Here is a 21,354-nt window from a genome sequence, read left to right as displayed (position 1 = left end):
TTAAGCGTCTGCGTATAGGCGATCTAAAATATCTTTTGCGCCATCGTTAAGTAGTTGCTCAGCCAATTGGGTGCCTAATGCTTCAGCATCAGAAACTGGGCCGGTGATTTCGCCACGTACCATAATAGTACCGTCTGGTTCACCGACTAAAGCGCGTAACCAAATTTGGTCACCATCAATTAATGAATAACTACCGATAGGCACCTGACAGCCGCCTTCAAGACGGTTATTCATTGCACGCTCACATAAAACGCGCTGTGCCGTTTCTGGGTGATTAAGTGGTTCAAGTAGAGCACGAATACGAGTGTCATCTAGACGAGTTTCAATACCAACAGCACCTTGGCCAACAGCAGGTAAAGATTGTTCTGGCTCAATTGAGCTTTTGATTCGATCTTCTAGACCAAGACGAATAAGACCTGCACAGGCAAGAATGATTGCGTCATAATTACCATCATCTAATTTCTTTAGACGAGTACCTACATTGCCGCGAAGCTCTTTAATGATTAAATCAGGACGAGCTTCTTGTAACTGACATTGACGACGTAAGCTACATGTACCAACCACAGATCCCGCAGGCAAGTCTTCAATACAAGTGTAAGTATTAGATACGAATGCATCGCGTGGATCTTCACGCTCACAAATTGTCACTAAGCCTAAGCCTTCTGGGAACTCAACAGGAACATCTTTCATTGAGTGAACCGCAAGATCTGCACGACCTTCTAGCATCGCAACTTCAAGTTCTTTAACGAATAATCCTTTGCCGCCAACTTTTGCTAATGGTGTATCAAGAATGATGTCACCTTTAGTTACCATAGTAACTAATTCTACTTCCAAACCTGGGTGAAGCGTTTGCAGTGCATCTTTAACAAAGTGGGCTTGCCATAGAGCCAGAGGGCTTTTACGAGTGGCAATTCGAACTGGTAATTGCTGTGACATAGTAGTATCCGATCAAAATAATTCCCTTATCCTACCACTACTTGAGGGTGAGGTGAAAATACAGGATGACAACAGTGTGATTATAGGTTAAAAACGACACCGCAAACGCCGATGACACCAAATAACTACAGCTATGAGTGAACTTTACGCCAGTAATGAAAAGTGTTATCTTGATCACGTTTTATAGTCGGTATTGGACGAATGCTATCCAATATTAACCATCATCATTGATGACAAAGATAAACTAGGCTTTCTATTTGCAAACCTATATTGAAACATTAATCGCTCGACAACAACGCCTTACTGAACAGCGTATAGATCGTGCATTAGCATTAATGAAACCACTTGGGCAAGAGATCTTCCATCAATTGCCGTTGCTATTGCATTTCAATCATTCGGAGCTTCCGGGTTTTGTTGAAGGTGCACCTAGTGGTATTAAACAGTTTCAGGCAAATAAAAAGCAGCGTGAGTGGATGGCTCAACTGACACTTCGTTATCCTTTATCTACCTCTAACCAAGGCAACATTCTTGGTTTATATTCTATGGGTAGTACCTCTTCTATTGGCCAGACTATTGGCAGTGACCTTGATATTTGGGTCTGTATTCCAGAAAACCTTCCCGCAGATAAAAAAGCATTATTGCAGAAGAAGTGCGATGCTTTGACCGAGTGGGCAGAACAGTTTTACATTGAAGCGAATTTTTTCTTAATGGAACAGAATCGTTTTCGTGAGGCCTATTCTGAAGAGATGACAGGTGATAATTGTGGTTCTTCGCAGCATTTATTATTATTAGATGAGTTCTACCGTACAGCTGTATGTCTTGGTGGGCAGCAACTATTATGGCAAATTATTCCTCCAGAAATGGAAGAGAGCTATGATGAATATGTTGAGCAATTATGTGCCCAGGGAGTCATACAAAGAGATCAGTGGATTGATTTTGGACGCCTTAATCATATCCCAGCAGAAGAGTACTTTGGTTCTAGCCTATGGCAACTCTATAAGAGTATCGACTCACCATTTAAGTCGGTATTAAAAGCGATCTTGCTGGAAGCCTACTCTTGGGAATACCCACACACACAATTATTAAGTATTGATAGTAAACGTCGTTTCTTTGCCGATGAGCCTGATCTCTATGGGATGGATGCGTATTATCTGATGCTTGCAAAAGTGACGCGTTATCTTGAGCGAACTAATGACGCTTCTCGTCTAGAGTTGGTCCGTCGCAGTTTTTACCTTAAAACACATGAAAAACTGTCACGTCGACAAGGGCAAGGCTCTGTTGAATGGCGTCGCAAAGCGTTAACCGAACTGACGTCTCAGTGGGGATGGTCTCAAGCAACGATCGTCGAGCTTGATTCTCGTCGTACCTGGAAAGTGGAACAAGTTAAAAAATCGCATAACGATCTGCTAGAAGCATTAATGCAAAGTTATCGTAACTTGATCCGTTTTGCGCGTAATAATGACATAACGTCGTCGATTAGCCCTGAAGATATTAGTATTCTTGCTCGTAAGCTTTACGCTGCGTTTGAAGAACTTCCAGGTAAGGTGACGTTACTAAACCCACAAATTTCTCCAGACTTGCATGAAGCGGATTTAAGCTTTATTGAAGTACAAGAAAGCGGTATTAACAAAGCAGGTTGGTATGTCTATAAGCAACCATTAATTGCCAAAGAATTAATGGGTGCTAAGTTTTTAGAGCATAACCGATATTTAAGTAAGCTAGTGGCATGGGCATTCTTTAATGGCTTGCTAACAGAATCTACGCGGTTAGATGCGGTTGTTCGTCAGGCTGATTTAAACATTGATAAGTTCTATCAAATGGTGAGCGACCTAAGAAATACCTTCTCAGTTAACATGCCACAGCCGACAAAAGAAGAGTTAGGTAGCCCTTGTGAAGTACGCCAATTATCTATTTTCATAAATTTAGAAAGTGATCCGACAGAAACATTGAAGATGAAACCAGAACGTATGAATCAGGTGGATGCTGATATTTTCAGTTGTGGTAGCAATCAAAATAATTTGATCGGTAGCGTTGATTTGGTTTACCGAAATTCATGGCATGAAGTGAGAACGCTTAACTTCAGTGGTGAAACGGCCATTTTAGATGCGCTAAAAACAGTACTATGTAAAATGCACCAAGATGCGGCTCGCCCTGAATCTGTCGACGTGTTTTGCTACAGTAAACAAATGCGTGGCATCATTCGTAATAACATTTACCAGCTATTGGCTGAGTGTATTGAACTTCGTCTAAAGCCTGTTGAAAATAACGAAAAACGTCGTCGTTTTAAAGGCATTAAAATAGGTTCAACTATGTATGGTCTATTCTTTGAGCGTCGTGGTGTATCGATTCAGAAATTAGAAGATTCAGTACAATTTTATTCAAGTATCTCAACTAATAAAGCGATTGGTTCAACGACAATTCCTTTAGGTGAGAGTTCTGGTATTGTGATCCCTGATGTGGTGGATTCGTTTGCAAGTGAAGGCTTGATTCAATTCTTCTTTGATGATGCGGATAATCATGAAGATGGTTTTAATATTTACGTATTAGATGAAGAGAATAAGGTTGAGATTTATCATGAGTGTTATGGCAGCAAAGATGACATGGTAAACAGCATTAATCATTATTACACTTCAAGTCGCAATAATATTGATTTAGATGTTCCTGATAAAGTGAACTTCAATTTACCTCAGTTTTATGAGGTGGTTTACAGCGAAGCTAAAGAAGCGTCAGTACTTTCTTATCGCAGTGGCCAACAGCAGTGTAAATCAAAGCAGGCGTAATAAGCTCTTAATATATTTTAAAATAGCAAAGCTAAACGGTTACTCTGTCTAGCTTTGTTCAATTCAAAAGCAAATCCAGCCTCTAGGTTGGGTCTCACCTCATTTCAGTATATACTTCACTCACATGTATAAATAACCAGTGTGATGTGATGGACGTTTCTTTTCTTCTTGATGGTCTTAATGACAAACAGCGCGAAGCCGTAGCCGCTCCGTTAGAAAACATGCTTGTACTTGCGGGTGCCGGTAGTGGTAAAACTCGAGTACTTGTTCATCGTATCGCATGGTTAATGCAAATCGAACAAGCGTCTCCTTTCTCTATTATGTCAGTGACATTTACTAACAAAGCGGCGGCAGAAATGCGCGGTCGCATTGAAGAGTTAATGCATGGCAGTGCTGGTGGAATGTGGAACGGTACCTTCCATGGTATTTGTCATCGTATTCTTCGTGCACATTATCTGGATGCGAAATTACCGGAAGGTTTCCAAATTATCGATTCAGATGATCAGCAGCGTTTATTAAAACGTTTGATCAAAGCTCAGAATTTGGATGATAAAAATTGGCCTGCACGTCAAGCGGCTTGGTTTATTAACGGTAAGAAAGATGAAGGATTACGTCCGCATCAAATTAACTCATTTAATGATCCTATCGCTGAAACATGGTTAAAAGTGTATCGCGCTTATCAAGAAGCGTGTGATCGTTCAGGCTTGGTCGATTTTGCTGAGATTCTTCTTCGTGCTCATGAATTACTGCGTGATCACAAACATATTCGTGAACATTATCAAGCACGCTTTAAGCATATCTTGGTCGACGAATTCCAAGATACCAACAATATCCAATACGCTTGGTTACGCATGATGGCGGGATCAGATTGTAAAGTGATGATCGTGGGTGATGATGATCAATCTATCTATGGCTGGCGTGGTGCGCAGATTGAAAATATTCAGAAATTCTTAGATGAGTTTGTGGGTGCGAAAACCATTCGTTTAGAGCAAAACTACCGTTCAACCGCTAATATCCTAAATGCTGCCAATGAACTGATCAGCAACAATACTGAACGTATGGGTAAGAAGTTATGGACTGAAGATGCGGATGGCGATCTGATCTCTATTTATTCTGCTTATAACGAAATGGATGAAGCTCGCTTTTCAGTGGGTAAGATTAAAGAATGGCGAGATAATGGTGGCGCTCTGCAAGATTCAGCATTTTTGTACCGGAATAACGCCCAATCTCGTGTGCTTGAAGAAGCTTTAATTCAAGCGGGATTACCATATCGTATCTATGGTGGCATGCGGTTCTTCGAACGACAAGAGATCAAAGATGCCTTGTCTTACTTACGCTTAATGAATAACCGTCATGATGATGCGGCTTTTGAGCGTGTAGTAAATACACCAACACGTGGGTTGGGTGATAAAACACTAGAAACCGTACGTTTTGCTGCGCGTGAACGCGGAGCGACCATGTGGCAAGCCAGTCTTACGTTGATTGAAGAGCAAGTATTACCGGGTCGTGCTGCTGGTGCATTAAGCCGTTTTATCGAGCTAATTAATGCATTAGAGGACGATACTCGTGACTGTCGTTTACATGAACAAACGGACCAAGTGATTAAAAGCTCTGGTCTGTTTACGATGTATGAGCAAGAGAAAGGCGAAAAATCAAAAGCACGTATTGAGAACTTGGAAGAACTGGTTACCGCAACTCGTCAGTTTGATAAGCCAGAAGAAGCTGATGAAATGACGGATTTAACCGCTTTCTTAACCCATGCCGCATTAGAGGCAGGTGAAGGTCAGGCAGATGAATTTGAAGATGCGGTTCAACTAATGACACTGCACAGTGCCAAAGGCTTGGAATTCCCATTAGTATTTATGGTGGGTGTTGAAGAGGGCATGTTCCCAAGTCAAATGTCAGCAGAAGAAGCAGGGCGTTTAGAAGAAGAACGCCGTCTTTGTTATGTTGGTATGACGCGTGCGATGGAAAAGCTGTATATTATTTACGCAGAAACTCGTCGAGTGTATGGCCAAGAGAAATATCACAAACCGTCGCGCTTTATTAAAGAGCTGCCAACTAACTGTGTTGAAGAAGTTCGTATGAAAGCCAAAGTAAGTCGAACTGGATCTTATGGTAGCTATGGTTCTCAAGAGGGCTCATCTGACAGTCGATTTGGTCAAAAAGCTGTGAATAATAACTTTAATGAAACTGGTTATGCTTTAGGGCAACGAGTTAAGCACCCTAAATTTGGTGAAGGAACGATCATTAATTTTGAAGGCGCTGGCGCACAAGGGCGAGTACAAGTTGCCTTTAATGGCGAAGGGATTAAGTGGCTTGTGACTCAATATGCCAAGTTAGAGTCGATGTAATATAAAATTATTTAGAGTATAAAAAAAGAGAGCGGATTCGCTCTCTTTTTGTTTTAAATCGTCATTTTTTTCTTTTTGCTAAATAGCCAAGCATCCATAGTAAATACAATTAGCGCCCCCCAAATAAAGGCAAAAGTAATCGCTTTATCTGCACTAAACACTTCATCGTATAGCCCTACAGCAAGAACAAACATTAAGCTTGGTCCAATGTATTGAAAGAAACCTAATGTAGATAGCTTTAATCGTGTTGCTGCGCCAGTAAAGCAAAGCAGAGGAACGGTAGTGATAATACCCGCAGCAACCAATAGTAAATTTAGATTCATTGGGTTTTCTGCAAAATTAGAGGTTGGAGAATCAGCAATAAATAATAAGTACGTCGCTGCTATTGGCAATAAAACCAAGGTCTCAATAAATAAGCCAGACTGTGCATCCATGGCTACTTTCTTGCGTAATAATCCATAAAAGCCAAAACTACAGGCTAAGGCCAATGCAACAAGAGGAATCGAACCAAAAGTGATTAATTGGATAAGCACACCGATAGCTGCAAACAAAACCGCAAGCCATTGTAATTTTCGTAATCGTTCCCCTAAAAAAATCATACCGAGCATGACATTAAAAATGGGATTAATGAAATACCCTAGACTAGCGTCCAACATGTGATCAGCGGTGACCGCCCAAATGAAAATTAGCCAATTAGCGCCTATCAATACGCTACTTGTCATTAGATAGCCCATTTTTCGCTTATCTTTTAATGTATTGGCAACAGTTTTCCATCCTTTAGATAGAAACAGTAATCCCGCTAGAAAAAAGAAAGACCAAATAACACGGTGACTTAAAATCTCAAAAGGAGAAACTTCACTGATGGTTTTAAAATAAATAGGTGCAATGCCCCACATGGTGTAAGCACCAAGAGCAAAAAAGACCCCCTGACGAGTGCGCTGTTGTTCGAGTTCAGTGGTTGGCATAAGTCGATTCTTAACGAAGTAATGTAATAGATAAGGTGTTTTTATGATCACACCTTGTATGAGTTGTTATGCGACGAAGTATAGAGGGGAGTGTCGAATGTGCCTAGTATTTTCCTATTGCTCTTTTCCTCACCAATAACCATAGGTAGAATGAGCCTCCCATAGTATTGATGAGTTTTTTATGTCCAGCATTATCGCAGAGCAGCCAATGGAACAGGTATCACAAAGCTACACTGTTTTAAAAGACGTGTTTGGCTACCAAGAATTTCGTGTTGGACAAGAAGAAGTCATTAACTCTGTTCTTGATGGTAAAGATAGCTTAGTTATTATGCCAACCGGTGGTGGTAAATCACTGTGTTATCAAATCCCAGCTTTGGTATTTGATGGATTAACCTTAGTTATTTCTCCTTTAATCTCATTAATGAAAGACCAGGTTGATCAATTAAAGGCGGACGGAGTACAGGCTGAGTGTTTAAACTCGACTATTGATCGTGATGTTCAAATGTCGATTTGGAATCGAGTCAATTCTGGTCAAGTTAAAATGCTGTATGTGTCACCAGAGCGTGTGATGATGCGCGATTTTATGGATCGACTAGCGTCCTTAAATTTATGCATGATAGCGGTAGATGAAGCACATTGTATTTCGCAATGGGGCCATGATTTCCGTCCAGAATACGCTTCACTTGGTCAGATTAAACAACGTTTTCCAGCTGTTCCTATTATGGCACTCACAGCGACTGCTGATGAAGCGACTCGTAAAGATATTCTAAATCGTCTCTCTTTGGTTGAACCTCACGAATACTTGGGCAGCTTTGACCGCCCCAATATCCGCTATACCGTGTTAGAGAAACACAAACCTGTGAGCCAAATTGTGCGTTATCTTGCAACGCAGAAAAACCAGTGTGGTGTGATTTATTGTGGTAGTCGTAAGAAAGTAGAAATGCTGACTGAAAAGCTCTGCAATAACCACATTCGAGCCGCGTCTTATCACGCCGGTTTGGATTTGGATGAGCGTAATTATGTGCAAGAAGCTTTTCAGCGTGATGATATTCAAATTGTTGTAGCCACGGTGGCGTTTGGTATGGGGATCAACAAATCTAACGTACGTTTTGTAGCGCACTTTGATATTCCCAAGAACATAGAATCTTATTATCAAGAGACTGGTCGAGCAGGGCGCGATGGCCTACCTGCTGAAGCGGTGATGTTATACGATCCTGCTGATATTGTATGGTTAAGAAAACTGGTAGAAGAGAAGCCAGAAGGGCCACAAAAATTAGTTGAAAGCCACAAGCTCAATGCCATGACTGCCTTTGCAGAAGCACAAACGTGTCGCCGCCAAGTCCTATTAAATTACTTTGGTGAATACAGTCCTAAACCGTGTGGTAACTGCGATGTTTGTTTAGATCCTCCAAAGCAATTTGATGGCACAGAAGCGGCACAAAAAGCCTTGTCATGTGTTTATCGAGTAAATCAAGGTTTCGGTGTCGGTTATGTCGTCGAAGTCCTACGAGGCTTGAAAATTGCACGAATTCGAGAACATGGCCATGACAAATTATCGACTTATGGCATTGGTAAAGAGCACAGCCATGAGTACTGGGTCAGTATTATTCGACAACTGATCCACAAAGGATTGTTGGCGCAAAACATCACTCGAAACTCGACGCTGCAATTAACTGAAGAAGCTCGCCCGATCTTAAAAGGGCAAGAAGCATTAGAGCTTGCGGTTCCACGACTTGATACCGCAGCGAAAACAGCGAAGTCTGAAAAGTTGAATAATCGTCATTATGATAAGCAGTTATTTGCCAAGTTACGAAAATTGCGTAAATCGATAGCTGACCGTGATGACCTACCGCCTTATGTCGTCTTCAGTGATGCAACATTAATGGATATGGCTGACATTACTCCAACTTCTTATGGTGAAATGCTTGCTGTTAATGGAGTCGGGCAAAAGAAACTAGAAAAATACGCCGATCCATTCTTGGATTTAATTGAAATGCACATTACCGGACAAGGATAAGTCATGAGTTTATTTTCAGTGGTTGAGTTTGATAAAGAAGCAGGTCGGATTATTTTTGCGGTGCCTGAGTTTCATTTTGATTCATTTGAAGTGATTGGTAAGCAATTAGTTACTGCCATGGATGCCACGATAGTAGAACAACAGATGGATGCCGATCTGCATTCTTGGTTAGTTGATTTTGAAGGCGCGCAATTTATGTTACGTGCTGAGCATTATTCGAATTCGGTATGGCTTGAAGCATTGGCTCGTACCGAGCATCAAGAAGAGTTGGCGTTTATTGCAGGTTTGTTTTAAGCAGCTCTTGTGATCAAAAGCGGTTAATGTATAATCACCGCCCTGAAAATTGGCTAGAGTCATTACGTAAATAAACGATGATTTTAGCTTTGTGTTTAATTTGGGTTCCCTCGCCCCCAATGACAAAAAGGTACTTATATGAGTACATTTACGCCCGCGCAAAAGCGCAACGCTTTATCCTTCCTTGTAGTGTTCCACCTTGTAATTATTGCATCAAGTAACTATTTGGTTCAGATCCCATTCACTTTGTTTGGGCTACATACCACGTGGGGTGCATTTACCTTCCCATTCATTTTCTTAGCAACAGATTTAACCGTTCGGATCTTTGGTGCCAAGATGGCAAGAAGCATCATCTTCTTTGTTATGCTACCAGCATTAGCTGTTTCTTACTTTTTATCAGTTGTCTTTTTTGAAGGGCAGTACCAAGGATTCTCACAACTTGGTGAGTTTAACTTATTTGTTGCACGCATTGCGATCGCAAGCTTTATGGCTTATTTACTTGGACAGATATTAGATGTTCATGTGTTTAATCGTCTTCGTCAGCTAAAACAGTGGTGGATAGCGCCAACATGCTCAACCTTATTTGGTAATGCAATAGACACCTTAGCGTTCTTTGCCATTGCCTTTTACCAAAGCCCTGATGCGTTTATGGCAGAGCATTGGACAGAGATTGCTCTTGTGGATTACGGCGTTAAGCTGGTTATTAGTCTAGGTTTGTTTGTTCCTATATATGGTGTACTACTGAATTACTTAATTCGTAAGTTAACTTCAGAAGGGCATCAATTGGCGACATCGACTTCTTAGCTGTAGTGTTAAAGAAAAATACTAGACTAAGGTCAGCCATGTGCTGGCCTTTTTTATTGTTATCGTATTGAAATATTTATGATTTATTAATTAAGTGAGAGTTATTCTCATTTAATTGTTGCATTTCAAATGAGAATGGTTATTATTAACTTGTCTTCAGGGAATAACGCACAAACGGTTTACCCCGCACTATTTCAGGAAGGCACGACATTGCTCACATTGCTTCCAGTGTACATCAGCTACATGAGCAGTGATGAACGTTTCTAAGTTAACGGTATCATTGCTCTCTTTTTGCTGAGCGGCGCTTCTTTTAGAAGACGCCGCTTTTTTTTGCTTTTTTTTTAAGATAAAAGTAAATGTTTTTATAAATTACACTTGTTTAAATGGCGTACTTTTGGACAGAAAAGGGGGAGTTAATATTATTGTCCACAAAGCATGATCAAATAAGGATCTCTTTGTTGATCGTTTTATTTAACCTAAGCTTTTGATTTTTTAGTTTTAAATAGGCATTTTTCGCATTGATAAAATAGTTATTAATTAAGCGGAAAATAATTACAAACAGAGTTATCCACAGATGGGAGTGGTTGTGGATGAGGTTATTATTCATCAATAAAAGAAGAAAAAAGAATTAAGAGCAGCATTTTTCATGTGGCTTGGGTATAAAATGAAAGTTATTGATTACATAACCTCTGGGTAAGACAGACTATGGCAAGAATTCCTGATAATCCATTCATTCTAGTGGATGGCTCTTCGTATCTTTTCCGTGCATACCACGCCGCTCCTAATTTTACTAATGGCGATGGCCAACCAACAGGTGCAGTGTATGGCGTAATTAATATGCTGCGTAGTCTTTTAAAACAATTTGAAACAGATCGTATAGCAGTGATCTTTGATGCAAAAGGAAAAACCTTTCGTAATGACATGTACCCAGAGTACAAAGCGAATCGTCCACCAATGCCGGATGATTTACGTTGCCAGATTGAACCTCTACACAAACTGATCAAAGCGATGGGCTTACCATTGATCTCTATTTCAGGGGTAGAAGCCGATGATGTGATTGGTACATTAGCATCGCAAGCCTCAAAAGCAGGCATTCCAGTACTGATTAGTACCGGTGATAAAGATATGGCGCAGCTTGTTGATGAGAACGTGACTCTAATAAATACCATGACAAATGTGATCATGGGACCTGAAGGTGTTGAAGAGAAATTCGGCGTTCCACCAGAGCTGATTATTGATTATCTTGCACTGATGGGTGATACCTCAGATAACATTCCGGGTGTCCCTGGTATTGGTGACAAAACAGCAAGAGCACTATTACAAGGTGTTGGTGGTTTAGATGCGCTTTATGCCAACCTTGATGATATTGCGCCATTAGGTTTCCGTGGCTCAAAAGGCATGGCGAAAAAACTAGAAGAGAATAGAGAAGGCGCTTACCTTTCTTATGAACTTGCGACCATTAAACTTGATGTTGAATTAGAACAGCGACCTGAAGAGCTTGTAAAACAAGAACCAAATGTTGATGAGTTAGTTCAAATGTTTGGTCAAATGAACTTTAAACGTTGGCTAACTGAAATGCTAGATGGCAGTGACGGTAAGATCGTTTCACATGAAACATCAGCAAATCGAATAGCAGGTGCATCATCAGATAGTAATGATGAGACTGAAGAAGAAGTCATTGTTGCTGCTCAAGTTGATCGCTCAAAGTACGAGACTATTTTAACCAAAGAAGCTTTCTTATCATGGTTAGAAAAGTTAAACAGCGTAGAAGTTGCTGCTTTTGATACTGAAACTGACAGCCTAGATTACATGGTCGCTAACTTGATTGGTTTGTCGTTTTCTATTGAAGAAGGTGAAGCCGCGTATGTTCCTGTTGCTCATGATTACCTTGATGCACCAGAACAGCTTGATCGTGATTGGGTTCTAGAGCAACTAAAGCCGTATTTAGAAAACGATAATAAAGCAAAAGTGGGCCAAAACTTAAAATACGATGCAAGTGTATTAGCTCGTTACGATATCGAGATGAAAGGTATTAAGTTTGATACCATGCTTGAATCTTATGTGTATAACAGCGTTGCTGGTAAACACAATATGGATAGCTTAGCACTGCGTTACTTACAGCATAATACGATTTCATTTGAAGAGAATTGCGGGTAAAGGTAAAAAACAACTTACGTTTAACCAAATCGCTTTAGAGCAAGCTGCACCTTACGCCGCTGAAGATGCAGACATCACATTACGACTACACCATGTATTGAACGCTAAGCTAGAAGCGGATGAGAAATTAAAATCGGTATTTACTGATATTGAATTACCACTTGTTTCAGTACTTTCTCGTATGGAAAGAAAGGGTGTGTATATTGATGACATGCTGCTTTCTGCACAATCACTTGAAATTGGCCAGCGTTTAGATGAATTAGAAAAAGCAGCGTATGAAGTAGCAGGACAAGAATTCAATATGAATTCACCAAAGCAGCTTCAAGTTATTCTATTTGAAAAAATGGAATTGCCAGTTATTAAGAAGACACCGTCAGGAGCAGCATCAACTAATGAAGAAGTGCTGCAAGAGTTGGCGTTAGAGTATGAACTTCCTAAGCTGATTTTAGAGTACCGTGGCTTAGCTAAGTTAAAATCCACTTATACCGATAAACTTCCAAAGATGATTAATCCATCAACGGGTCGTGTGCATACCTCTTACCATCAAGCGGTGACAGCGACAGGACGTTTATCATCGACCGATCCAAATTTACAAAATATTCCAATTCGTAATGAAGAAGGTCGTCGTATTCGCCAAGCGTTTGTTGCTCCCCATGGTTGGAAAATCCTAGCAGTCGATTATTCTCAAATTGAATTGCGTATCATGGCGCACTTATCTCAAGATAAAGCGTTATTAGAAGCGTTCTCGGCAGGTAAAGACATTCACTCAGCAACCGCTGCAGAAGTGAAGGGCGTATCGATAGAAGAGGTGACCTCTGAAGATCGTCGCCGTGCTAAGGCCATCAACTTTGGTTTGATCTATGGCATGAGTGCATTTGGTCTTGCGAAGCAAATTGGTATCTCTCGTGGTGAAGCACAAGATTACATGAATGTGTATTTTGAGCGTTACCCTGGTGTAATGCAATACATGGAAGAAACTCGACTACTAGCAACTGAGCAAGGTTATGTGGAAACTCTATATGGGCGTCGTCTGCATTTACCTGAAATCAATGCTCGTAATGCTATACGTCGTAAAGCAGCAGAACGTGCGGCGATTAATGCGCCAATGCAAGGCACAGCCGCAGACATTATCAAGAAAGCGATGATCTTAGTCGATGACTGGATAGAAGCGGAAGGTAATGCTCAAGTTAATCTACTTATGCAAGTACACGATGAATTGGTATTTGAAGTTAAAGAAGATGTATTAGAAGAAGTGACCAAACAAATTACAGCACTAATGGAAGGAGCGGTAGAGCTAGATGTACCACTTATTGCAGATAGTGATTTTGGTAATAACTGGGATGAAGCTCATTAAATACACGAAGATGAATATTGTCGTGTTGATGTAACTGATTAAATTGTAATTTAGTTACACGCTTCATTAAAACTATGAGCCAGCGCACGCGTTGGCTTTTTTTTATCTAAAATAAAGTGAGCTATGTCAGATGTTTGTTGTGCTTTTATGAACGAAACTGAAAAAAAATTACAAAAAAAGGTTTTCAAAACTGTTCGTTTGTTGTACATTTATCTGCGTAGGGTACAGAGGTAAAGATGTTCTATCTTTCAGACCTTTTGTTTCACGTTATTGGATTTGGCTAAATTCAGCCGCCTCAGTCAACCTTTTTGACTGGGGCGTTTTTTCTTTCTGGCCTTTTAAAAACTTAATTCTCCGATTTTTTCCGCATTTTTTATTTCTTCTTATTTTTCACTACCTGTAATTTTACAACAAGTTGTTTTATTGATAATTAATTTACATAATTATCTTAACTGACTGTTTTTAAATGATTAGATTTGTTTTCTTGAGCTATTTTAAGGTGAGTTTGTAGCTTTGAAGGACGTTGTTAATTTAAAAGATGATTTGAACTTTATTGGGATTTGTTTCAAAGGAAAGATTGTTGCATGATGCGCGGCAGAAAAACAATAACACCTCTTTATCTCTCCCATTTCCCCAACCAGTTAAGGTGGGGTTATTTTTTGTCACAGGCTGTATCTATATATGCTGTTTATTCAGCATCTAGACCTTCAATGAATTCATCATCGATTTCAAAAGCCGGTGCAAACCATGTGTCTAGCTTGGCACGAAGTATATCAACACCGAATCCTTTTGATGAAGAGAACGCATCAACAACAACTTCACCACCAAAATCTACCGCAGCTTCACGTACTTTAAGTACTTGTGCTTTACGAGCACCACTTTTCAGTTTATCTGCTTTAGTTAATAAGATTTGTACTGGGATATTTTGGTCAACTGCCCAGAACACAAGCTGTTGGTCAATATCTTTAAGTGGATGACGAATATCCATCAATACCACTAAGCCTTTTAAGCTTTGACGTTTCTGTAGGTACTCACCTAAAGACTTCTGCCATTTCTTTTTCATCTCAATAGGAACTTGAGCAAAGCCATATCCTGGTAAATCCACAATGTGACAGTTCTCATCAACTTTAAATAAGTTAATAAGCTGAGTACGACCCGGAGTTTTAGAGGTTTTTGCTAAGCCTTTTTGGTTTGTTAAGCGGTTTAATGCGCTCGACTTACCGGCATTTGAACGGCCAGCGAAGGCAACTTCAATACCTTCATCCTCAGGTAGATGGCGAATATCTGGTGCACTGGTAATGAAGTGCGTCTTTTGGTAGTGAATGATTTTGCTCACTGTTAACTCCGTCTCGACTGAAACCAAGCTGTAGATAATGATCCAAGTAGGATTATTGTAGTCAGCTGATTACTTTTTTGTGAAAATGTGTAAAATAACCGCATTAAGGATGTCACAACTTATTTTTTAGTTGGTAAACTTAAAAACGGTAAAGGTCGCTCATTGTACCATGCTGTAGCCAATTTAGAGCGGTACTGGAAGCTTAATATCCAACACAGTGTAAATAAACCTTGGTAAAAAGGGTAACTCATTGTGAGGGAACGATAATAATAAATGGAATGTCATGAAAAAATTAGCGCTTGATATTAACTCTCCTAGCTAGTTGCTCAACATGGGCTCAAGGAGATATCGAAGCTGGAAAGCAAAAATCTGTAACATGTACGGCGTGTCATGGTCAAGAAGGTAACAGTACCTTGACCCAATACCCAAACCTAGCAGGTCAACACGCAGGTTATCTTGAAAAGCAAATCAATGAATTTAAATTGGGCATGCTAACTCAAGGAAAGCAAGGCCGTATGGATCCTGTTATGGGTGCAATGGCAATGGGTGTTGATGAACAAGGAGCTAAAGATATAGCGGCTTATTATGCCTCTTTACCAATGGCGGACAATACCACTCCAGAGGAATCGATTCCTGCAGGCAAAGCATTATACTTAGCGGGTGATATGGAACGTGGAATTACGGCGTGTGTTGCGTGTCATGGCCCTCGAGGTAATGGTACATCACTGTCAGGCTTCCCTAAAATATCTGGTCAGCATTCTGATTACGTAAAAGCGCAGTTAGAAAAATTTCGTTCTGGCGATCGTTCAAATGACATGAATGCCATGATGCGTGATATTGCGAAGAAGCTGACAGATGAAGATATTGCAACCTTGTCTAAATACGTTGGTGGCCTGCATTAATTGTTAGTGTAACCTCGATAATTAAGACCAAATTTGAAGAAGCAGCTCTCGTAGCTGCTTTTTTTTATGAAAAAGGCGTTAAAACGATTATCTTTGCACCAGTATCGGGTATACTTCCGCCCCTAGAATTTTCAGGGAGCAGTAGTGAGCTTATGATGCAGCCTTGCCCTTTGTGTCAGCATTTACATGCTGATAAATTCCACCAAGATAAGCATAGACGCTATTATCGCTGTCAGCACTGCTATCTTATTTATGTGGATGAGGCAGATCGTTTCGATGCAAAAGCAGAAAAAGCGCACTATGATTGCCATAAAAATAATCTTGAAGATGAAGGATACCGAACCTTCTTATCTCGATTTTCTGAGCCGCTGTTGCTGCGTGTTGGAGAGACACCTCAACAAGGACTAGACTTTGGATGTGGCCCTGGACCACTGCTTGCTCATATGATGAGAGAAGCAGGTCACCATATCGAACTCTATGATATCTATTACGCCCCAGATAAGAGCGTGTTGAATACGCAGTATGACTTCGTCAGTTGTACAGAAGCGATTGAGCATTTTTATCAACCTCAAAACGAATTGGAATTGTTATTGGGCTTGGTGAAACCTGGTGGTTGGTTAGGTATCATGACGAAACTAGCCAGGGACGAAAGCGCGTTTGCCACTTGGCATTACAAGAATGATTTAACCCATGTCAGCTTTTTCAGCAAAAAAACATTTGAGTTTATAGCAACGCGCTATCAACTTGAGCTACAGTTTGTTGGAAATGATGTCATCTTACTGAGGAAAACCCAGTAATGAGCCGTACTAAAAAAGCCCGTACTCCAGGAATGGCGAGTGAGCCAGTTGTTGTTACACGTAACCGTACTGATCGTGATGTAGATAGCCGTGAAATTAAGCGTAAAAGAAAGCGTAAAGGTCTAAAATCCGGCGCTCGTAATGCTGAAAGTAACGCTGAACAAAATCGTCGTTTCGCACAGAAAAAAGATCCTCGTATTGGCAGTAAAAAACCAATTCAGCTTGTTGTTGAAGCGAAAGTAAAATCAAGCAAGCAAGAGCGTCGCCTAACTAACGAGCAAGAGCTTGCGATGTTAGAAAATGATGCACAGCTAATGGTTCTTCTAGATCGTATCGATAATGGTGAAAACCTAGGTACTGGTCTTCAGAAATACGTGGATGAGAAATTGGCACGTATCGAACACTTAATGGGTCGTTTAGGCTTATTAGATGACGAAGAAGTTGAATCAGAAGAAGAGATTGCTGAATTCCCTGAATTTGCAGAGCGTAAAGCAAAAAGCGATGATGATCTGCTAGCGGAATTTGACGACTTTAACATGGATGATTTTAAATAATTATGTCTACAGTAACCCTGTTGGCACTGCTTGGCGGTGCAATTATTCTTGCGTTAGCTAGTTATGCTGGCAGCTTACTGATGAAGTTAAAAAAGCAGAAGGAACTGCAAGAACAACACAGAAAATTGGCGATACAAAAACGTAACGCCAATATTTTTGAGAATGTGGTACTGCTTTGCCAAGCAGGAATGCAAGAGCGTTGTGATCACTCTGAGTTAGCGATTCGTTTATATTGCATCATGGATTATCTACAAGAAGATGACCGTATTGATGTTGAGCAAGATTACCCTGCGCTATCTGAGCTATATCATGTAGTCAAAGACATGCCGCGCGGTGATGCAAGACAAGAACTCGCGAAGCAAGACCGAATGAAAGATAATTTAGTTCGCACTAAAGCAGAAGCTCGTCTACAAGATGCAATTAAAGAAGAGATCCAACAATTGCAAGTTCGCATCAAACCACTGAATCAAAGTATTGATATTAAAATGATCTGATCGACACTTCTTATTATCGCAGCATTGAAGTCATCGGCTTTATAAGGCAGATGCTTTATGATGCAGAGAGTCGTGTCAATTTAGATATAAAGAGATGGAAGTAAGTCATGTCAAATCAACAAATCGTATGGGATCAAGAGATCATTGAGAAGTATAACTACTCAGGCCCACGTTACACCTCTTACCCAACTGCTTTAGAGTTCCACGAAGCTTATACTCCTGCTGAATTCGATATGGCGTGTACTCAGTACCCTGAGCGCCCATTGTCTCTTTATATTCATATCCCATTTTGTCACAAGCTATGTTACTTCTGTGGCTGTAATAAAGTTATCACTCGCCATCACCATAAAGCGGATATCTATTTAGATTCATTAGAGCTAGAAATCCGTCAGCGCGCAGCACTGTTTACTGAACGCAAAGTAACGCAACTGCATTTTGGTGGCGGTACTCCAACCTTCCTGACTAAAATTCAGTTCACTCGCTTAATGAATTTGTTACGTGGTGAGTTTAACTTTGAAGAAGGCGCAGAGATCAGCATTGAAGTTGACCCACGTGAAATTGAATTGGATATGCTTGATCATCTACGTGATGAAGGCTTCAACCGTTTAAGTATTGGTGTACAAGATTTCAATAAAGAAGTTCAGCTTTTGGTTAACCGCGATCAAGACGAAGATTTTATTATCTCTATGGTACAACGAGCAAAAGACTTAGGTTTCCGCTCAACAAATCTTGATTTGATTTACGGCTTACCAAAGCAATCAGCAAAATCTTTAGCATTAACGATCAAGCGCGTACTAGAAATGGAACCGGGTCGTTTGTCTGTATTTAACTATGCACACATGCCAACGCTGTTTGCCGCACAACGTAAAATCAAAGATGCTGACTTACCAGCACCCGCTGAAAAGTTAATCATGCTACAAGAAACCATCGAAACATTGACTGGCGCAGGCTATCAATTTATTGGTATGGATCACTTTGCTCTACCTGATGATGAGTTAGCAGTTGCACAGCGTGAAGGCATTCTTCACCGTAACTTCCAAGGTTACACCACTCAAGGTGAGTGTGACTTGTTAGGAATGGGCGTGTCAGCTATCTCTATGATTGGCGACAGCTACGCACAGAACAAAAAAGACTTAAAAGAATACTACGCACAGGTTGACGAAAAACGTCATGCTCTGTGGCGTGGTGTTGCGCTTGACCAAGATGATTTAATTCGTCGTGAAGTGATTAAACAACTTATCTGTAATTTCACACTAGATACTAAAGCGATTGAAACGGAATTTAATTTAGATTTTGATAAGTACTTCGCTGAAGACATTAAATTGCTGCAAACATTTATTAACGATGAGTTAGTAACTATGCATGAAGGTCGTATTGATGTTGAGTTGCGCGGTCGTTTATTGATCCGTAATATCTGTATGTGTTTTGATAAATATCTACGAGATCGTGCGCGTCAGCAGCAGTTTTCGAGAGTTATCTAAGGGCAGGGACGAGAAGCGAGTGCGGACTTCGTCCTTCGAGGGGCGAGTAAGAGCACTGTGACTTGTTTTGAAAATTTGAAACCGTAGGTGTTATGCATCTGCGGTTTTTTTGGAAGATAGAAACTATACGCTGCGCTAACTAGAGGCTATAAGAGCGAGTATGATTGATGTGAATCGCATTTATTACATCGTTAGTGCTTTTGATCTTATAGTTTCTAGAGCGAAGCGTTCTAGTTAGCGTAGCGTATAGTTCTTAAGGCTTCACATTCCTACTGATCGGGTTCTGCAACGAAATCAGCGTCTCAGTCGACTGCACTTCCTCAATCGCCTGTAACTTATCAATCAACACATGCTGTAGCTCTTGAATACTCTTACACATTAACTTAACGAATATATTGTAAGCGCCTGTGGTGTAATACGCCTCAACCACTTCCTCTAACGCATCTAATTTAGCTAATGCTGAATGATAATCACGGGCTGCGTATAGGTTAATTCCAATAAAACAGCAGACGTCATAACCCAAGGTTTTAGGATTCACTATCACCTCAGTACCTTCAATAATGTCGGCAGCTTTCATTTTTTCGATACGAACATGAATGGTTGCAGGACTGACATTGAAGCGTTTTGCTAACTCAGCGTAAGGAGTGCGAGCATCATTCATGAGGGCTTGTAAAATATCACGGTCGAGATCGTCGAGTTTATTAGATTGATTCATGATGCATCCTTAGCATAGGGTATTTATATAATCCAAGCAGTAAATTACCTTAAGATACTCAAGACAGCGAGCACTTTATCTAGTCGTTTTTATTAATATCCATTACCATAGGCGCTTGCTGTTCCTAATTGATTAAGCCGTTGGAGTGCCCTGTGCAAATAGCGTTATTGTGTGAAGACCCAAATCGTCAACCTGAGTTAGAGGCTATTGCCACTCGCTGGGGATTAACGCATGACCAAGATAATGTTTTTGCTTTGGTATTAACCACAGAGCAATTGGAACTTCATAAGCGTGATGAGCCTAAACTAGGCGCAATCTTTGTTGATTTGGTTTCAGGTGCTGTTGCTCATCGCCGTAAATTTGGTGGCGGTAAAGGGCAATCTATCGCTAAAGCGGTGGGGCTAAACAAAGGAGCAATACCCGTCGTTCTTGATGGTACAGCTGGACTAGGACGTGATGCCTTTGTATTGGCATCATTGGGATGTAAAGTTCAAATGGTAGAGCGTCACCCGGTGGTTGCGGCTTTACTTGATGATGGGTTAGCGCGCGCAAAGCAAGATACAGAAATTGGCTCTTGGGTATCAGATCGTATGTCTCTGCTTCACGCTTCAAGCCATGATGCGTTAGAGCAGTTAATGGCACAAGCCAGTTTTGAGCAGCCTGATGTGGTTTATCTTGATCCAATGTACCCACATCCAGAAAATAAAAAGAAAAGTGCATTAGTAAAAAAAGAGATGCGAGTGTTTCAATCTTTAGTTGGCGCAGATAACGATGCCGATGCATTGCTAGCACCGGCATTAATCATGGCAAAGAAACGTGTTGTGGTAAAACGTCCAGATTACGCAGAATGGCTTGATAACCAAAAACCATCAATGGCGATAGAAACTAAAAAGAATCGTTTTGATGTCTATGTTAATGCCGCGATGTAACTCTCATAGTTAAGGATTACTCGTCCTTAAACGGGACCACTAATACATCGATTGGACAGGTGTTGATCACTTGTCTTGTTGATGACAGTAATTTACTCCAGAAATCTTGGTGATGGCCACAAACAACAAGGTCAACATCAAGATCATCAATAGCCTCGCATAATTCATTACTTAAATCACCACTACTTACTAAGGTTTTGTGAATTGGATAATTGGCAAATTCAACTAAGTGCTGCATGGCTTCTTTAGAGGCTTCCATCGCTTGATGTTGAGTCTCTGCAAGGTTGATATCAATTAAACCAGTATAAAGCTCTGCATAGCTTACATCGATGTGAATAAAAGAAACTTTTGCTTCTAATGCTTTAGCTAGACCCGCCGCTTTAGAAACTAATGCTTTACTCTCTTCTGTTAAATCGACAGCGACAAGAATATGTTGATAGCTCATGATATTTCTCCTATAAACTCAATATTGAATTTTTTAACTT

General features: G+C 40.5%; 18 protein-coding genes and 1 pseudogene. 14 read left to right on the top strand and 5 right to left on the bottom strand.

The window, feature by feature from the left end:
- Positions 1 to 936: a hydroxymethylbilane synthase gene (hemC, locus tag ACU5DF_RS18455; protein ID WP_045100889.1), complete on the bottom strand. Its 936-nt coding sequence runs from the start codon at positions 934 to 936 to the stop codon at positions 1 to 3.
- A gap of 257 nt (positions 937 to 1,193) precedes the next feature.
- On the opposite strand from hemC, the gene ACU5DF_RS18450 reads away from it, so the two are divergent.
- Together ACU5DF_RS18450 and uvrD are read left to right on the top strand one after the other, a co-directional pair.
- Positions 1,194 to 3,716: a class I adenylate cyclase gene (locus ACU5DF_RS18450; protein ID WP_045100890.1), complete on the top strand. Its 2,523-nt coding sequence runs from the start codon at positions 1,194 to 1,196 to the stop codon at positions 3,714 to 3,716.
- A gap of 149 nt (positions 3,717 to 3,865) precedes the next feature.
- Positions 3,866 to 6,070 (top strand): DNA helicase II, encoded by a 2,205-nt coding sequence (gene uvrD / locus ACU5DF_RS18445; protein WP_446713819.1) that lies wholly within the window; start codon positions 3,866 to 3,868, stop codon positions 6,068 to 6,070.
- A gap of 53 nt (positions 6,071 to 6,123) precedes the next feature.
- Here the strand turns inward: uvrD and rarD are convergent, their stop codons facing one another.
- On the bottom strand, positions 6,124 to 7,035 hold the full coding sequence (gene rarD, locus ACU5DF_RS18440; RefSeq protein WP_446713818.1) for an EamA family transporter RarD: 912 nt from the start codon (positions 7,033 to 7,035) through the stop codon (positions 6,124 to 6,126).
- Between the two features lie 181 nt (positions 7,036 to 7,216).
- Here rarD and recQ point away from each other — a divergent pair, with 181 nt between their 5' ends.
- The 6 genes from recQ (at position 7,217) to spfP (ending at position 13,945) form a co-directional block, all read left to right on the top strand.
- Entirely contained in the window at positions 7,217 to 9,052 is a 1,836-nt protein-coding gene (recQ, locus tag ACU5DF_RS18435) for an ATP-dependent DNA helicase RecQ (RefSeq protein ID WP_446713817.1), read from the top strand.
- A gap of 3 nt (positions 9,053 to 9,055) precedes the next feature.
- Complete coding sequence (locus ACU5DF_RS18430; RefSeq protein WP_045100894.1) at positions 9,056 to 9,346, top strand: DUF3630 family protein; 291 nt, start codon at positions 9,056 to 9,058, stop codon at positions 9,344 to 9,346.
- Between the two features lie 138 nt (positions 9,347 to 9,484).
- Complete coding sequence (locus tag ACU5DF_RS18425) at positions 9,485 to 10,150, top strand: 7-cyano-7-deazaguanine/7-aminomethyl-7-deazaguanine transporter (RefSeq protein ID WP_045100895.1); 666 nt, start codon at positions 9,485 to 9,487, stop codon at positions 10,148 to 10,150.
- A gap of 705 nt (positions 10,151 to 10,855) precedes the next feature.
- Positions 10,856 to 12,307: a 5'-3' exonuclease H3TH domain-containing protein gene (locus ACU5DF_RS18420; RefSeq protein ID WP_446713816.1), complete on the top strand. Its 1,452-nt coding sequence runs from the start codon at positions 10,856 to 10,858 to the stop codon at positions 12,305 to 12,307.
- Positions 12,288 to 13,661, top strand: coding sequence for a DNA polymerase I (polA, locus tag ACU5DF_RS18415; protein ID WP_446713815.1), 1,374 nt, complete (start codon positions 12,288 to 12,290; stop codon positions 13,659 to 13,661). Before ACU5DF_RS18420 ends, polA begins: the two co-directional genes overlap by 20 nt.
- A 236-nt stretch (positions 13,662 to 13,897) precedes the next feature.
- Positions 13,898 to 13,945: a small protein SpfP gene (spfP, locus tag ACU5DF_RS18410; RefSeq protein WP_438616993.1), complete on the top strand. Its 48-nt coding sequence runs from the start codon at positions 13,898 to 13,900 to the stop codon at positions 13,943 to 13,945.
- A gap of 404 nt (positions 13,946 to 14,349) precedes the next feature.
- Here the strand turns inward: spfP and yihA are convergent, their stop codons facing one another.
- Positions 14,350 to 14,997, bottom strand: coding sequence for a ribosome biogenesis GTP-binding protein YihA/YsxC (gene yihA, locus ACU5DF_RS18405; protein ID WP_045100897.1), 648 nt, complete (start codon positions 14,995 to 14,997; stop codon positions 14,350 to 14,352).
- Positions 14,998 to 15,280: 283 nt separating this feature from the next.
- Here yihA and ACU5DF_RS18400 point away from each other — a divergent pair.
- The 5 genes and pseudogenes from ACU5DF_RS18400 (at position 15,281) to hemN (ending at position 19,225) form a co-directional block, all read left to right on the top strand.
- Positions 15,281 to 15,899: pseudogene (locus ACU5DF_RS18400) on the top strand (c-type cytochrome).
- A 155-nt stretch (positions 15,900 to 16,054) separates the two neighbouring features.
- The gene (locus ACU5DF_RS18395) at positions 16,055 to 16,696 is read left to right on the top strand and encodes a class I SAM-dependent methyltransferase (RefSeq protein WP_446714274.1); all 642 of its coding nucleotides are present in this window, start codon (positions 16,055 to 16,057) and stop codon (positions 16,694 to 16,696) included.
- Positions 16,696 to 17,250, top strand: coding sequence for a Der GTPase-activating protein YihI (gene yihI / locus ACU5DF_RS18390; RefSeq protein WP_446713814.1), 555 nt, complete (start codon positions 16,696 to 16,698; stop codon positions 17,248 to 17,250). The genes ACU5DF_RS18395 and yihI overlap by 1 nt, the downstream gene beginning before the upstream one ends.
- 2 nt (positions 17,251 to 17,252) lie before the next feature.
- Positions 17,253 to 17,744: a DUF2489 domain-containing protein gene (locus ACU5DF_RS18385; protein ID WP_446713813.1), complete on the top strand. Its 492-nt coding sequence runs from the start codon at positions 17,253 to 17,255 to the stop codon at positions 17,742 to 17,744.
- Positions 17,745 to 17,851: 107 nt separating this feature from the next.
- The gene (gene hemN, locus ACU5DF_RS18380; RefSeq protein WP_446713812.1) at positions 17,852 to 19,225 is read left to right on the top strand and encodes an oxygen-independent coproporphyrinogen III oxidase; all 1,374 of its coding nucleotides are present in this window, start codon (positions 17,852 to 17,854) and stop codon (positions 19,223 to 19,225) included.
- A gap of 253 nt (positions 19,226 to 19,478) precedes the next feature.
- Here hemN and asnC read toward each other — a convergent pair whose 3' ends face one another.
- A complete protein-coding gene (gene asnC / locus ACU5DF_RS18375) occupies positions 19,479 to 19,940 on the bottom strand; it encodes a transcriptional regulator AsnC (RefSeq protein ID WP_045100903.1) in 462 nt (153 codons plus the stop codon).
- Positions 19,941 to 20,092: 152 nt separating this feature from the next.
- On the opposite strand from asnC, the gene ACU5DF_RS18370 reads away from it, so the two are divergent.
- Positions 20,093 to 20,869, top strand: coding sequence for a class I SAM-dependent methyltransferase (locus ACU5DF_RS18370; protein ID WP_446713811.1), 777 nt, complete (start codon positions 20,093 to 20,095; stop codon positions 20,867 to 20,869).
- A gap of 16 nt (positions 20,870 to 20,885) precedes the next feature.
- Here the strand turns inward: ACU5DF_RS18370 and ACU5DF_RS18365 are convergent, their stop codons facing one another.
- Positions 20,886 to 21,314 (bottom strand): universal stress protein, encoded by a 429-nt coding sequence (locus tag ACU5DF_RS18365; protein WP_045100905.1) that lies wholly within the window; start codon positions 21,312 to 21,314, stop codon positions 20,886 to 20,888.
- Between the last annotated feature and the right edge of the window lie 40 nt (positions 21,315 to 21,354).

Source organism: Aliivibrio wodanis (genome assembly GCF_052920805.1).
Note: the sequence above shows the minus strand (reverse complement) of the source record. Positions and strands in the feature narration are given on the sequence as shown.

Bases quoted from the DNA above. Each gene is read 5' to 3' on its own strand.
- hemC (WP_045100889.1), bottom strand. From the start codon at position 936: ATGTCACAGCAATTACCAGTTCGAATTGCCACTCGTAAAAGCCCTCTG.
- uvrD (WP_446713819.1), top strand. From the start codon at position 3,866: ATGGACGTTTCTTTTCTTCTTGATGGTCTTAATGACAAACAGCGCGAA.
- rarD (WP_446713818.1), bottom strand. From the start codon at position 7,035: ATGCCAACCACTGAACTCGAACAACAGCGCACTCGTCAGGGGGTCTTT.
- recQ (WP_446713817.1), top strand. From the start codon at position 7,217: ATGTCCAGCATTATCGCAGAGCAGCCAATGGAACAGGTATCACAAAGC.
- ACU5DF_RS18430 (WP_045100894.1), top strand. From the start codon at position 9,056: ATGAGTTTATTTTCAGTGGTTGAGTTTGATAAAGAAGCAGGTCGGATT.
- ACU5DF_RS18425 (WP_045100895.1), top strand. From the start codon at position 9,485: ATGAGTACATTTACGCCCGCGCAAAAGCGCAACGCTTTATCCTTCCTT.
- ACU5DF_RS18420 (WP_446713816.1), top strand. From the start codon at position 10,856: ATGGCAAGAATTCCTGATAATCCATTCATTCTAGTGGATGGCTCTTCG.
- ACU5DF_RS18395 (WP_446714274.1), top strand. From the start codon at position 16,055: ATGCAGCCTTGCCCTTTGTGTCAGCATTTACATGCTGATAAATTCCAC.
- yihI (WP_446713814.1), top strand. From the start codon at position 16,696: ATGAGCCGTACTAAAAAAGCCCGTACTCCAGGAATGGCGAGTGAGCCA.
- ACU5DF_RS18385 (WP_446713813.1), top strand. From the start codon at position 17,253: ATGTCTACAGTAACCCTGTTGGCACTGCTTGGCGGTGCAATTATTCTT.
- hemN (WP_446713812.1), top strand. From the start codon at position 17,852: ATGTCAAATCAACAAATCGTATGGGATCAAGAGATCATTGAGAAGTAT.
- asnC (WP_045100903.1), bottom strand. From the start codon at position 19,940: ATGAATCAATCTAATAAACTCGACGATCTCGACCGTGATATTTTACAA.
- ACU5DF_RS18365 (WP_045100905.1), bottom strand. From the start codon at position 21,314: ATGAGCTATCAACATATTCTTGTCGCTGTCGATTTAACAGAAGAGAGT.